The 13,116-nt window shown below is 41.0% G+C and carries 10 protein-coding genes; 3 read left to right on the forward strand and 7 right to left on the reverse strand.

Annotation, left to right across the window (positions count from 1 at the left end):
* Window positions 1-233: 233 nt before the first annotated feature.
* The 3 genes from B3600_RS10955 to B3600_RS10965 are packed head-to-tail and all read right to left on the reverse strand — an operon-like array spanning window position 234 to window position 2,957.
* Entirely contained in the window at window positions 234-818 is a 585-nt protein-coding gene (locus B3600_RS10955) for a Crp/Fnr family transcriptional regulator (protein WP_286752966.1), read from the reverse strand.
* A gap of 26 nt (window positions 819-844) precedes the next feature.
* Window positions 845-1,555, reverse strand: a complete 711-nt coding sequence (locus tag B3600_RS10960; RefSeq protein ID WP_286752967.1) for a response regulator transcription factor — start codon at window positions 1,553-1,555, stop codon at window positions 845-847.
* Complete coding sequence (locus tag B3600_RS10965) at window positions 1,536-2,957, reverse strand: sensor histidine kinase (RefSeq protein WP_286752968.1); 1,422 nt, start codon at window positions 2,955-2,957, stop codon at window positions 1,536-1,538. Before B3600_RS10965 ends, B3600_RS10960 begins: the two co-directional genes overlap by 20 nt.
* Window positions 2,958-3,087: 130 nt before the next feature.
* Between B3600_RS10965 and B3600_RS10970 the strand changes: the two genes are divergently transcribed.
* On the forward strand, window positions 3,088-4,497 hold the full coding sequence (locus tag B3600_RS10970; RefSeq protein ID WP_286752969.1) for an alpha-L-fucosidase: 1,410 nt from the start codon (window positions 3,088-3,090) through the stop codon (window positions 4,495-4,497).
* Between the two features lie 101 nt (window positions 4,498-4,598).
* Here B3600_RS10970 and B3600_RS10975 read toward each other — a convergent pair whose 3' ends face one another.
* From B3600_RS10975 to B3600_RS10990, 4 genes are all read right to left on the reverse strand, one after another.
* Entirely contained in the window at window positions 4,599-5,054 is a 456-nt protein-coding gene (locus tag B3600_RS10975) for a hypothetical protein (RefSeq protein ID WP_286752970.1), read from the reverse strand.
* Window positions 5,055-5,059: 5 nt separating this feature from the next.
* Entirely contained in the window at window positions 5,060-5,317 is a 258-nt protein-coding gene (locus tag B3600_RS10980; protein WP_286752971.1) for an Imm32 family immunity protein, read from the reverse strand.
* Window positions 5,318-5,450: 133 nt separating this feature from the next.
* Entirely contained in the window at window positions 5,451-7,217 is a 1,767-nt protein-coding gene (locus B3600_RS10985; protein WP_286752972.1) for a RagB/SusD family nutrient uptake outer membrane protein, read from the reverse strand.
* Between the two features lie 11 nt (window positions 7,218-7,228).
* Window positions 7,229-10,465, reverse strand: coding sequence for a SusC/RagA family TonB-linked outer membrane protein (locus B3600_RS10990; RefSeq protein ID WP_286752973.1), 3,237 nt, complete (start codon window positions 10,463-10,465; stop codon window positions 7,229-7,231).
* Window positions 10,466-11,048: 583 nt separating this feature from the next.
* On the opposite strand from B3600_RS10990, the gene B3600_RS10995 reads away from it, so the two are divergent.
* A complete protein-coding gene (locus B3600_RS10995; RefSeq protein ID WP_286752974.1) occupies window positions 11,049-11,684 on the forward strand; it encodes a hydrolase in 636 nt (211 codons plus the stop codon).
* Window positions 11,685-11,718: 34 nt separating this feature from the next.
* Entirely contained in the window at window positions 11,719-13,116 is a 1,398-nt protein-coding gene (locus tag B3600_RS11000; protein WP_286752975.1) for an alginate export family protein, read from the forward strand.

Here is a 13,116-nt window from a genome sequence, read left to right on the forward strand (position 1 = left end):
TACCAATAATCAAAAATTAGTCCCCGTCTAAAGGTAACAAATATCTTATACCTTTTACAAAGTCTAGTTGTCCAAAAGCTCAAAATACATTTGCCACGCAGCTCAAATCAAATCTCACAAAACGCCATACAGAAATCCACCCACTTTTTAAAAAGCCATATTATTCTTTTTCCAAATCGAACGGCCCATGTCATCACCTACATATTTCAACATGGAGCCGTTCGAACTGCTTACTATTTCTTTGCAGCAAGCCGCTTACGTATAATACTGACAAATTCGGGTGAGACACCTAGGTACGACGCAATATAATATTGCGGTACCCTTTGGGAAATCGTCGGATATAGTTCAATAAATTCGAGATAGCGATCGGCGGCTGGTTTGGCCATCGTATGAATCAGCCTATTTTGCAGAACAGCAAGCCGACGTTGCACCAACATACGAAAAACTCGCTCAAACTTTGGAACAGTCTCTAATAATCTCTCCTTCGTCTCTGGTGTTAACATCAAGAATTCACTATCTTCTAATGTTTCCATGTATAAACTGGATGGTGTATGGTAATGAAATGAAGCAATATCACTAATCCACCAATCTTCGACAGCAAATGCCAGCGTTACTTCAAAACCATTTTCATCCAGATAATAAATCCGGACGCAGCCTTTTTGAAGATACCCTTCAAACTGACAAACGTCCCCCTCCTCAAGTAGTTTTGTTTTTTTAGGAACCTTCTTCGTTGTTAATAAGCTGGTGAACGCTTGGGTTTCATCATCTGTCAAAGTAATACACTTGGACACATTTTTAAGAATATTTTCGTATAACATCGTATTTATTTTAATAGATCAAGCCATTAAACACCTTCATTTTCGTGTAAAATATAACCCGCCCCGTAGATACTTTCGATATGAAGTTTGCGATCCATCTGCAACAATTTACGAAGTCGGGAGATAAAAACCTCTAGGCTTTTGCCGTTAAAAAAATCCGTATTACCCCAAAACTGCATCAGCAGATCTTTTTTATTGACCAATAGATTTTTATGGAGGATCAGATGTCGCAGCAATTCAGCTTCACGAACCGTGAGCTTTTGTGTCCCCCCCACTCCATCTCGCAGACTATGGCGTTCCATGTTCAGCAACAGACAACCGATAGTGAATTCGATTTCCGAATTGGTCTGCACCTCGGGCGCATTTGCTACGGTCAATAAATTGCGGATCTTGAGCAATATTTCGTCCATGTCAAAAGGTTTAGCAATGTAATCAACAGCACCTAGACTAAGTCCTCTAAGCCGCGATGTACGTTCATGAAGTGCTGTTAAAAAGAAAATAGGTTGCCCTGGATTTAATTGTATCATTCTTTGCGCAAGATCAAAACCGTTGCCATCGGGCAACTGCACATCAATAATGAGTAATTTGACAGCATGGGCCTGAAAAGTGGCCCAGCCTCCTTGCGCTGTACTTTCCCAAACTACAATAAAGCCCTTATAACGTAAATAACGCGAAAAAACCTCCCCCAAATCGGGTTCGTCTTCGATCAAAAGAATGTCAATCTTGTCTTTTACCATTGAATCCCCCATTGCCCATGTAAATATAAAAAATCGTACCGGAACCAGACTTATCTTCTGCTATATGGATTGTCCAACCCAGCCTGTCCACATAAGATTTGACGTAATAGAGTCCCAGTCCCAGTCCAGGTTTGTTGCCGGACAGTTTCCCTCTATAAAATGCCGTAAATATCGCTCCCTGATCTGCAGCGGCAATCCCAACGCCGTTATCCACTATTTTGAGACTGTAATAATGATCCCGCCGCTCCCAAGCAAACAGAATCGTCTTTTTACTATTGTCGTTAAATTTTATCGCATTGGATACCAGATTATCTAAAATTGAATAATAATAATCTTCATCAAGGTTCATCTCCACATCTGCGGCTAAAGGTTCATATTGAATTTCAATTTCTCCTTGGTAGCGCAAATGAAGCTCATTCAGTATTTGCTGTGTCAGCAGATCAATAGAAACGGATACGATTTTAGCCTGTTGCTCCTGTAACGCAACGGCTCCCATTACCTGTTGAAAATAGGCTTTAAGTCGATTAGCTTGCCTTTCCACAATACGTCCCAGTTGTACCACCTCTACGTCTTCCTTACCCGCTTCACTGTCGATCAGACTATGTGCACTGATCAAAATCGTCGTCAGTGGTGTATTAAATTCATGCCGCATATGATTTAGAAAACTTGTTTTTAGGTCTGCAAGTTTACGTTGGTTGATCCAATTGCTATAGGTTCGATAACTCAAGAATACAATCACGACGATACAAGCTAAAGAGAGTAAAAACACAGGTGCCATATCTTGGACGATACGCCAGTTCCTATTTTCATCATCAACATACAGGCTATACGTAAAACGGTAAGGAATCGGGTTCTTATCACTGACAGACAGTTCAAATACCCTATTATTATGAGTTCCGCGGTTGAGTGTACCACTAATTAAACCTACACGATCATTACTTGCTAACTCATAGAAAGTCGTCCAAGCACGATCTTTTGCATTATATATTTCCAATTTATCGAAATGGAACAGGTAAACAAGTGTCGTATCGAGCCCTTGTTGATGTACAATCTGACGAAAGATACTATCCAATGACTGCCGACTCCGCATCTCATCAAGAAAGCGATTCATACAATGTTTACCGTATTGGTCTGCATCTGCGGACTTCGTGATTTTTTTTTCATACCATGTCGGCAAACAGGGCACTAATGTTGTCTGGAAGATGGCATCCCCACCGGGGAATATCTTATCATCCATAATAACAGCGCCATAAGCATTCTGGATCTGATTGAGCTGTCCGATCTGATAATTCTTATCTTCAAGCTTATAGGTATTGAAAATTAGAAAACCGATCAAAACGGTCAAGATCAAGAAGCTTGATCCAAATGCCCAAGGATATAAATTTTTACCTGTACTCTGCATGGTTTAAAAATAGCATCAATTTGTCGAACCAAGACAACTATTAGGCTTTTATTAGGCTTTCGTTAGGTTTCCATTAGGCTTAAATAACACAAACATGGCCTACCTTTACAGCATAACAACTTCGTAAATTATGTCCAAAATTTCACATGCTCTACTTTACTGCCTATCTTTTCTTTTACTGGGCAACACGCTATTTGCACAATCTGGTTTTTCAAAGAAGGTACTCGAGCAGAGCCAGCTCGACTTTGTCAACCTTGGATTCGGTATGTTTATCCATTATGGCATGCCGACGTTTATGGAACAAGACTGGTCAGATCCCAATGCCGCACTTGAACTGTTCAAATCGCCAAAGCTCAATGCAGATCAATGGGCGAAGGCGGCCAAATCGGCCAACATGACCTATGGTTGCCTAACCACCAAACATCACAGTGGCTTTCCGATCTGGAATACCAAAACAACAGATTATAATGTGATGAATACGCCTTTACATCGTGATGTTGTTAAAGAATTTACGGATGCTTTCCGCAAAAATGGTTTGCGTGTTATGCTGTATTATTCCATTTTGGATATGCATCAAGGCATACGTCCACATACCATTACCAAAGCACACATCCAATTGATCAAAGATCAGCTGACAGAATTGCTGACTCAATATGGCGAAATCGACGCCTTGGTCATTGACGGATGGGATGCCCCCTGGTCGCGTATTTCGTACGATGATGTTCCTTTCGACGACATCTATTATCTTGTCAAATCACTTCAACCGAAATGTTTGTTGATGGATCTCAATTCAGCAAAATACCCAGGTGATGCGTTGTTTTACACCGATATTAAATCCTATGAACAAGGTGCGGGTCAATTTATTTCTAAGGAGCACAACAAACTTCCGGCGATGGCCTGTCTTCCCTTACAACAAAACTGGTTCTGGAAAACATCATTTCCGAATACCCCAGTTAAAAATGTCAATGAATTGGTCGAGAAATTTGTAATTCCTTACAACAACGCGTACTGCAACTTTATGCTCAACGTAGCTCCAAATAGTGATGGTTTGATGGATCAAAATGCACTCGATGCATTGAAGACAATTGGTACATTATACAATAACAAACCCAACTACCGCTCATTGCCAAATTACCAAGCCCCTATTGTCGACCACAATATAGCCAAACTAGTACCTTCACACAGTAGCTGGAGCGATGACATGAATATTATGGATTTCGCCAATGACGATAACTTTGGCAGCGCCTGGGTTTCCAATCCGGCAGTCAAAGGTGAAGTATGGTATGAATTGGATTTTGAACGTAGTAAACCTTTCAATAGTGTTGTTATTACCGAAGGAAAAGACAATCCCTCGCATTATAACTTGTCTTATCTGAAAGATGGAAAATGGCATCCTATAGCGGTTACAGCGGTACAACAGGGACGCATCAAGATTTTCCGATTTGATGAAGTTTTGGGGCAAAAATTACGTTTTAGCATCAAGCCCGAAAAAGGTCATGCGGTCGTGAACGAGATTGGCGTTTACCAAGAAAGACGCTAACACAAAACAAAGAATCACCCATGTTTTTGCTATTCTCCTCCTATAAAAGTCTATTTCCATCGACTTTTATAGGAGGAGATTGGTATTCATGGTCTGTTATCCTATTCTTTCAAAATCGCCCCATATTTAGTAAATTTCACGCTAAAGCCATGCATCAGGCCCCGTATACGTTTGACCAGTCCTTCTCGTTTTCCAAAAGTCCCCAAATCGTTAACCTCCGCTGTGCCAAAATCAAAATCCACATCAATCAACAGAGGATATTTCTTTACATGAACTAAACCCACGCGATTACTAGCTTTAATCCAACGGGTCAAATCATCATCGCGATCAACAAAATAGGTTCCGACCGTTAACCGATAAAATTCACCCTCTCTAACCAGGTCCAGATAAACCCTTTCTTTTTTACTATTTAGCCTGTACTCACTTAAGTGTTGTTCCAATATTTTCTCTACGGAATCTGGAAATACATACAAAATTTCCTGCCCAACAGCCATCAGCGTCATGCAGTTTAAAAATAAAAAAAGTAGACTGCTTCTAAAGAGGCGATGTATTTTCATAATCCTTATCGTTTTTCTAAAATCAGCGGAACAGCGTTCATTTCAAGGGAATTCGTATCGTCCAAATGGAAATGGGCACCTTTTGGCACCTCATCTTGCGCGAGTATCAAAAGTTGCTTGGCCAATGAAATAAGCCCCTGTTTGTTGGCTCGAATTACAATTTCGTTGGCAATAACATCAACTGCAATTTCGAATCCAGGTTCCCAAGAAGCCTGTAGCCCCAACTCTTCGGAATAGGTGGGTAAATTAATGTCTAAATTCATCTATACGGATTTTGCTTCACCTAAACTTAACTAAAATTACCTGGATCTAGTGTATATATAATTTAAAGTCCCCATCAAAAGGACTCCTCGCAATGCAAGGGGCCATTTTGATGGGGACTAATAGGTTAAACTATTATTTACTCCAACCTGGATTTTGTACCAAATTTGCGTTCAGCACAATCGCTGCAGACGGAATTGGGTAAAGATATTGCTTGTTACTATCATCCCAAGTCCGTTTCACAGCTTTAAACCATTCCAGGTGATTGTCCGAAGTCATTGTCTGGAAATTGGTACTTTTACCCCCTATAGCTACCTTGGCTACTCCTGCAGGAACAGTTATCGAAGGAGCAGATTTGCTTCCATCATAGAACACGACATCTGGAGTTCCATTGTGGTCGATATCAATCAACTTATCCAAAGCAGGGATATAAATTCCCGTCCAAGGTAAGTTTGCCATAAGCGGCCCAAGTTTCCATCGCTTCAAATCATTGAACCGGAAACCTTCCAGGGCTAATTCCACTTGTCTTTCACGACGTATTTCTAAAAGCACGGGACTATTGACTTCGGGAAAGAACGTATTTTTTAAGTAGGTATCCACTTTGGTCGGCAATGTATTCGTTCCGCTGGTAATACCTGCTCTCGCGCGTAATGCTCCAATGGTTTTAGACCAATCTACATCGGTGAATGTACCCAGTTCCTGTTTCGCTTCAGCATAGTTTAATAATATTTCTGCATAACGCATTAAAGGAACCGCATTGGTATTGTAGCCGCCATTGTCATAATAGGGATCATCTAGGGTATACTTGATCGGTTGATACCCCGTATAGGTAAAACTCGCAAAATTGGGTGGCGCGGCCTGTCCATTACGCGAGTATCCCGGCGTGCGGATCAACTGCGCCAAGCGCAGGTCACGATTTTGACATTCCTCATAGAACTCCTCAGTCTGGAAGTTGGCTCTCTCTGTATAAGGAGTACCGTCAACATTCAAAAAACTATTAATAAAAGGCCTTACCAAGCTCAAACGCGGACCGTAAGTCGCTGATGTCCACCACCAGTTGGCATCGTTCAAAAGTGCAAGGTCTTTACTGAAAGTTACGGCCAACATAACCTCTTTTGTCACTGGCGTATTACTCGTAAACAACTGTCGCTGTGAAGTTTTAGGATCTGCAGAGATATTAAGTCCATAAGGACCATTTTCCATTAAAATCTTGCCAGCGTCGACTGCCATCTGGAAAAAGACTTCCGGCTGTGTAGCCAAATTAAGCTTCTGATATTTGCGAAATGTTCCTTCAAACAGTGCAATTCGAGTCTTCAAACCAAGGGCTGTCCATTTATTAATCGTACTACCGTCGCCACCTGTATTGGTGATATTGGCGTAAGCAAAGTCCAGGTCTTCCATGATATGCTTCATGACCACTTCACGCGAATCGCGTGGAGCTTTCAGGATATCCGTTTCATCAACAGCCAAGGGATGATCTACCCAAGGCACATCGCCAAAACGAACCACTTTCTCATAATAGAACCAAGCTCTGAAAAAGCGAGCTAAGCCGATATAGTTATTTTTGATGGCATCGCTCAATTTGGGACTATTACATTTAGCTATCAATTGGTTGATATTACGCAAAGTAGTCCAGGACCAGCCTGAACTGATCTCAGCACTGTAAGCGCCGCCGACCATAAAATCATTCAGACTATTTACGGCCGAATAGTCAGCCATGGCATCCCCCTTATAAGCGTCACTACCAGAGGTGATATTCCGATAGAATGAGTTGCTGTAATTTTTTAATCCACTTTCACTACCAAAGATATCTTCTTCGGTAGCACCCGCCTTCGGCAGTTCGTTTAATTCACAAGAACTAAATAAAAGCGCAACAATAGGTATATAAAATAATTTTTTCATGATGATAAAAACTATAAGCCAATAGATAAGTTAAAACTAATACTCTTCATGATCGGATAGTTAAATCCGTCGCCAGAACCTGTTCCGATCTCTGGATCAGATTTGCCTAAATTACCCACATCGAGATCCTTCGTCTTTTTGTAAAGCGGCGACCAAGTCCATAAATTTTCGCCCGAGAGCCCAGCTCGAAGACTACTGATTTTTAAGCTGTTGGTTACAGACTTAGGGAAACTATAACCAATCTGTATATTTTTCATCCGTATATAGGCAACATTTTGCAGGTACCTTGTCTGTGGCGTTGTTTTGATAGATTCATTATAGCCGGCATAGCGCGGGAAGTACCCGTTTGGATTGTCTTCGGTCCAATAATTATTGAGGTGCCATTCCGGTAAATTGTTGTAAGGTCTATTGTATTGTCCCCAAAAAATAGATTCATTGCTCGGGTACCAATTCTGCTTACCCACGCCTTGGAAGAAAGAGGAGAAGTAAATACCTTGCCAATCCAGATTGAGGTTAAAACTATAGATATATCGTGGATCAGCATTACCGATTACAGTTCTGTCACCATGGCTATAAATCGTATTGTTTCCATAGTCGATTACACCATCACCATTCAGATCAGCAAAACGCACATCACCTGGGTATATTGTACCATTGTTGGATGATTTAATCAATTTTTGTTTTGCAGCACCATCAATCTCCGCCTGATTCTGAAATAAACCCTGCGTTACGTATCCCCAAATTTCTCCGATACGTTGTCCTTCGTAATAGGAACCGTCTTTAATTAAACCTTCTTTATTTTCATAACGGTCTATATTGGATCTATAATCCGCTAAAGTACCGCGTACTGACCAATTAAAAGGACTACCGTTCAGGTCAAATCTATCCTTATACGTCAAGCTCACTTCAAAACCTTTTGTGGTCATGTCCGCATAATTTCCTTTCGGGGACTCAGCACCAAAGATATCCGGCAAAGCAACACCCAACGTATACATATTTAAGGTCTTACGTTGATAGATATCGCCCGTAAAAGTCAGTTTACCATTTAATGACGATAGATCAAGACCTAAGTTTGCCGTGCGTGCTGTTTCCCAAGTTAAGTTATCCGGGATCACTTTAGGTACAGAAGTATAGGCCGGTTTCTGTCCGTTTAATACGCGATCCATAATCTTGATCTCGTAAATATCTAAATAAGAATATGGATCGACATTACCATTCCCCAATGAACCATACGAAGCTCTTAGTTTCAGATCAGAAAGCGCTCTTTTGTCCACCTGAAAGAATGGTTCCTCAGAAATACGCCAGCCGACGGATGCCGAAGGAAATAGCCCCCATCGTTGGTTTGTCGGAAATTTCGACGAACCATCGTATCGGCCATTGAATTCAAAAAGGTAACGGTCCTTGAAAATATAATTGGCTCGCATGAATACCCCTACATTACGGTATTTGTTATATCCTGCTGTTGCAGTCGTATTCTGCCCTACTGCCAAGTTGATATTTTCGACATCATCATTGAGTAGACCTGTTTTGGTAATGTAGGTTGAATTATAAGTACGTTGCTCATAATTATATCCGAGCAAAGCCTTAAAATAATGATCACCTATTGTACGTTCATATTCACTGTACAGATTTCCAAACAAGTAACGGTAACGTTGGTCTACTTGATAAATATTGTCGTTCATACTCGTTTCCAAACGCAGCATTTTCCCCTCTTGTGTGCTATATGGAACAGGCACACGGACTCTTACTGAATTAAAATCGCGATTTCTAAAGGTCAGATCCCCTTTAACGCGAAACGTATTGTTGAAAAACTTAGTCTCGAAAGAAGTTGTATTGCGGAGATCTTGATTAGCCGTATTCGTACCATTCTTACCATAAATAAAATCCCCTACAGTGTAAGCCGCTGAAAAGCTCATTGATCCGTCGGGATTGAAGATTGGTGATGAGGGATGTCCTTCATCAGCAATATTACGCCAGATATTTCCACCTTCGCCTGCTGTCGATGGATCTCTATATTTAGCGTAATTAAAATCGATATTATTGCTTATCCGCAACCAGTCGGTCACCTGAAGACCCGCTTTTGCACGTGTATTATAGGTCTTATATTTATCGCTGTTGTAGCGGTACAGGCCATTGTAATCGTAAGCACGTCCAGAAATATAGTAATCCATTTTTTCTGAATTACCACTTATCGAAAGGTTGTGATCTTGGACGAAAGTATTATCCTTAATCAACATACCATAATAATCTTCATTACCATAATAAACATAGTTACCCTTATCATCCACCGTAACCTGTTCAGTAATCCCCTGCTCCTTTCTTCTTTTAAATTCTTCTAACCAATCAGTCGTAAAAATTTGGGTCTTATTAAGCTTGCTCGGAATGGAAGAATAATTATTCCACGCATTATAGGCCGTAAAGAAATGCGAAGCATATTCATAACCATCTGTCACAAATTTGGGCAACGCTACAGGTTTTTGGAAGGAACCACTTCCAGAGTAGTTGACCGAAGTTTTTCCGGACTTGGCACGTTTGGTTGTGACCAAGACGACCCCGAAGGTACCGCGGGAGCCATAAATCGCAGATGAAGCTGCATCTTTGAGCGTCGTTACAGTTTCAATATCATTTGGATTGATGGCCGAAAGATCGCCCTCCACCCCATCAATCAATACAAGGGCGCTACCACCCTGCCCGATGGATGTAGTCCCACGAATATTGAAACTTGGTGCGCGATTGGGTTTACCATCGGCTGGGGTCACATTCAAGTTAGGAATAACCCCTTGGAGCATCTGACTTGCATTGCCCAATACCCTTCCCTCAAAAGCTTCTGCGCCCACCTGATCGACAGCACCCGTCAGATTAACTTTCTTTTGTGTACCGTAGCCAACAACGACGACTTCATCCAATTCGGTATCCTTGGATTCCATCACAACATCAAGCTGACCACCAGTGACGCTAATAATCTTTTCACTGTAACCAACAAGTGTCAGTTTCAGTTTGCTCCCCACATTTGCTTCAATACTGAACTGACCCGCTGCATTTGTTGAGGTCGTTTTTTGAGTGGAAAGGTTGGCGACTGTAACTCCCGGGATAACTGTTCCGTTTTTGTCTTTCACCACCCCTTGAACGATCGATTGATTTGCAACATCTTGCATCTCTTTAATAGATCCGACATGATTACGACATACATTAGCCCACGTGGGGTATGAGATACCCAATGCCATACTGATTAGTAATGTTTTTTGCATTTTTACTCTGGTTTAGAATTTTGCATCAAAGTTGATGCTTTCACTTGGTTTATAATTTACCCTAATGTTAACAAATATTTAATTAATATCAACAATATCAGTACCTAAACAGGTTTAGCATACCATTAAATAATTAAAATTTATCTTTTAGATAACATAAATCATAAAAAAATCCTTCAGACACCTAAAAGTTAATCTATTAAATTAAAAAACCTAAGTGCCCATTTTTCAGAATCCAGTAATACATTAAATGACCGCGAAGGGATTCCGCAATATCCATTGTTTAGTACATTTTTTCTTTCCCCTTTTTTCTTGAACTAGTTCAATGAACAGCAAAATTAACCCGCCTAAATTTGGGTATACAACAAATGCTTTGGTCATCTCTAAAGGATAATAGCAACTTCAGAGCGGTGAATAGATTATTGACTTACCAGATTATTTTAATACGAAAAACAAATTGACGATATATCGTCAATTTTAAAAGCCAACAAAATAACGTAGAAAACTAAAAATCAAAACAATAAGAAAAAAGGTAAAAGATTTGAATCTCAACAATTATCAAACAACAATAAAATACATATTTATGAAACCATCATTAGAACTATTGTCGCCAAGCAACCATGCATTGGTATTGATCGACTTCGAAGGCCAAATGGCATTTGCCACAAAAAGCATTACCATGGAAGAGCTCCGCAACAATGTAGCTGTAATCTGCGGCGCTTCCAAAATCTTTCAGGTACCGACAATTGTTACCACGGTTGCCGAAGAAAGCTTTTCAGGCCCTGTATTCCCTGAGATTGAAACGTATTATCCACAAGCTAGCACAGATTACATCGACCGCACCAGTATGAACACCTGGGAAGATGAAGCAGCTTACCTTGCCATCACGAATACCGATAAGAAAAAATTGGTACTCGCGGGACTATGGACAGGCGTCTGTATCGTTGGGCCAGCCTTATCTGCATTAGCTGAAGGCTACGAAGTCTATGTCATTGCCGATGCCTGTGGTGATGTAAGTCAGGAAGCACATGAGCGTGCGATGCAACGTATGATCCACATGGGTGTCAAGCCAATCACTTCAGTACAATACCTTCTGGAATTACAACGTGACTGGGCGCGTCAAGAGACCTATGTTGCTGTAACAGACCTCATGAAAAAACATGGTGGCGCCTATGGTCTGGGAATCCATTATGCACACAATATGGTAAAACACGCCTAATTCAAACAAAATATCTCATTCAAATCCTTACCTCGTGCAGCACCAACAGACCATTCGCAACAACACCCTTCAGGTAGTTTTTATACTACTTATTCTGAACCTATTGCCTTATTTTTCGAAAGCGCAGACCTATAAGTTAATGCGTTTTGATGAAGACTATAGCTATCTAGCGGATAGTACACGTGATGGGTACCAACGGTTCAAATACGTCAAGCTGTCGTCAGATAGCAAGCTATGGTTGTCTACGGGCGGCGAGGTACGGTTAGAGTACGTCGATTTTAACAATGAGGACTGGGGACGCCTAAAACTAGGACACAACAACTTCTTATTGCAACGTTATAGCCTTCACGCTGATGTCCATTTCGGTAAGCGTCTCCGCCTCTTTGCCCAACTTCGCTCAGCGTTACAGCATGGCCGCAAAAATGGTTCACGACAGATCGATGAGGATCAATTGAACGTACAAAATCTGTTTATTGACGGAACACTGTTCACGCAAAATGACAAGTCGATATTGATTCGTTTTGGCAGGCAAGAATTAGATTACGGATCAGGTCGTCTGATTTCCGTTGGCGAGGGGCCCAATGCCCGAAGATATTTTACCGGAGCAAAACTAGCATACAACAGCAACAAGGTGAATATTGAAGCATTTGCCATGATGGCAGATACCATTAGACCAGGAATATTCGACAACACACCTTCAAAACAGGTAAACTTATGGGGAGTTTATGGTAAATTTATTATTCCTCAACAGGCCAATCTCGACTTATATTACATCGGCATCTATCGCGACCGTTCGATTTTTCAGGAAGGTATAGCACAGGAAAAACGCCATACCCTCGGAGGCCGGATATGGAAATACGGCGGTGGATTTATCTACAACCTCGAAGGTGCTTATCAATTTGGAACCTTCGGACAAGGTAAAATTGCTGCATGGACAGCATCGGTCGATGTGGGTTATCTTTTCGAAAATACAGCACTCAAACCATCCATCAATCTACGTAATGACTATATTTCGGGCGACAAAAAAGCAGGCGATGGCAATCTGCAAACGTTCAATCCCATTTATCCAAAAGGTGGATATTTCGGTTTTAGTCCACAAGTCGGACCTGTCAACTTGATTGACATCCACCCTTATGCCACACTCGACCTACTTTCCAAACTCAAAATGCAGGTTGACGTAGTTTTTAACTGGCGACATACCTTACAAGACGGTCTTTACAGACCAAGTGGAACTTTTAACCTGTCCGGATCTGCTTCACGTAAACGCTATATCGGAACGGCTTATCTAGCCAATTTCACCTACACAGCCAGTAAGCAACTTTCGCTGGTAACAGGTATTCAATATTTCAAAACCGGGGCTTTTATTGAAGACATCATTAGCACGCCAAAAAATGGAATTTTCTTCAATAGTAGAATAGCCTTTAAATTCTAA

The sequence above is a fragment of the Sphingobacterium sp. UBA2480 genome (assembly GCF_002341965.1).
Taxonomy (GTDB): domain Bacteria; phylum Bacteroidota; class Bacteroidia; order Sphingobacteriales; family Sphingobacteriaceae; genus Sphingobacterium; species Sphingobacterium multivorum.

Excerpts from the sequence above, each read along its gene's own strand:
- B3600_RS10965 (WP_286752968.1), bottom strand. The coding sequence starts at position 2,957 with ATGCAGAGTACAGGTAAAAATTTATATCCTTGGGCATTTGGATCAAGC.
- B3600_RS10955 (WP_286752966.1), bottom strand. The coding sequence starts at position 818 with ATGTTATACGAAAATATTCTTAAAAATGTGTCCAAGTGTATTACTTTG.
- B3600_RS10995 (WP_286752974.1), top strand. The coding sequence starts at position 11,049 with ATGAAACCATCATTAGAACTATTGTCGCCAAGCAACCATGCATTGGTA.
- B3600_RS10990 (WP_286752973.1), bottom strand. The coding sequence starts at position 10,465 with ATGCAAAAAACATTACTAATCAGTATGGCATTGGGTATCTCATACCCC.
- B3600_RS10970 (WP_286752969.1), top strand. The coding sequence starts at position 3,088 with ATGTCCAAAATTTCACATGCTCTACTTTACTGCCTATCTTTTCTTTTA.
- B3600_RS10975 (WP_286752970.1), bottom strand. The coding sequence starts at position 5,054 with ATGAAAATACATCGCCTCTTTAGAAGCAGTCTACTTTTTTTATTTTTA.
- B3600_RS10960 (WP_286752967.1), bottom strand. The coding sequence starts at position 1,555 with ATGGTAAAAGACAAGATTGACATTCTTTTGATCGAAGACGAACCCGAT.
- B3600_RS10980 (WP_286752971.1), bottom strand. The coding sequence starts at position 5,317 with ATGAATTTAGACATTAATTTACCCACCTATTCCGAAGAGTTGGGGCTA.
- B3600_RS10985 (WP_286752972.1), bottom strand. The coding sequence starts at position 7,217 with ATGAAAAAATTATTTTATATACCTATTGTTGCGCTTTTATTTAGTTCT.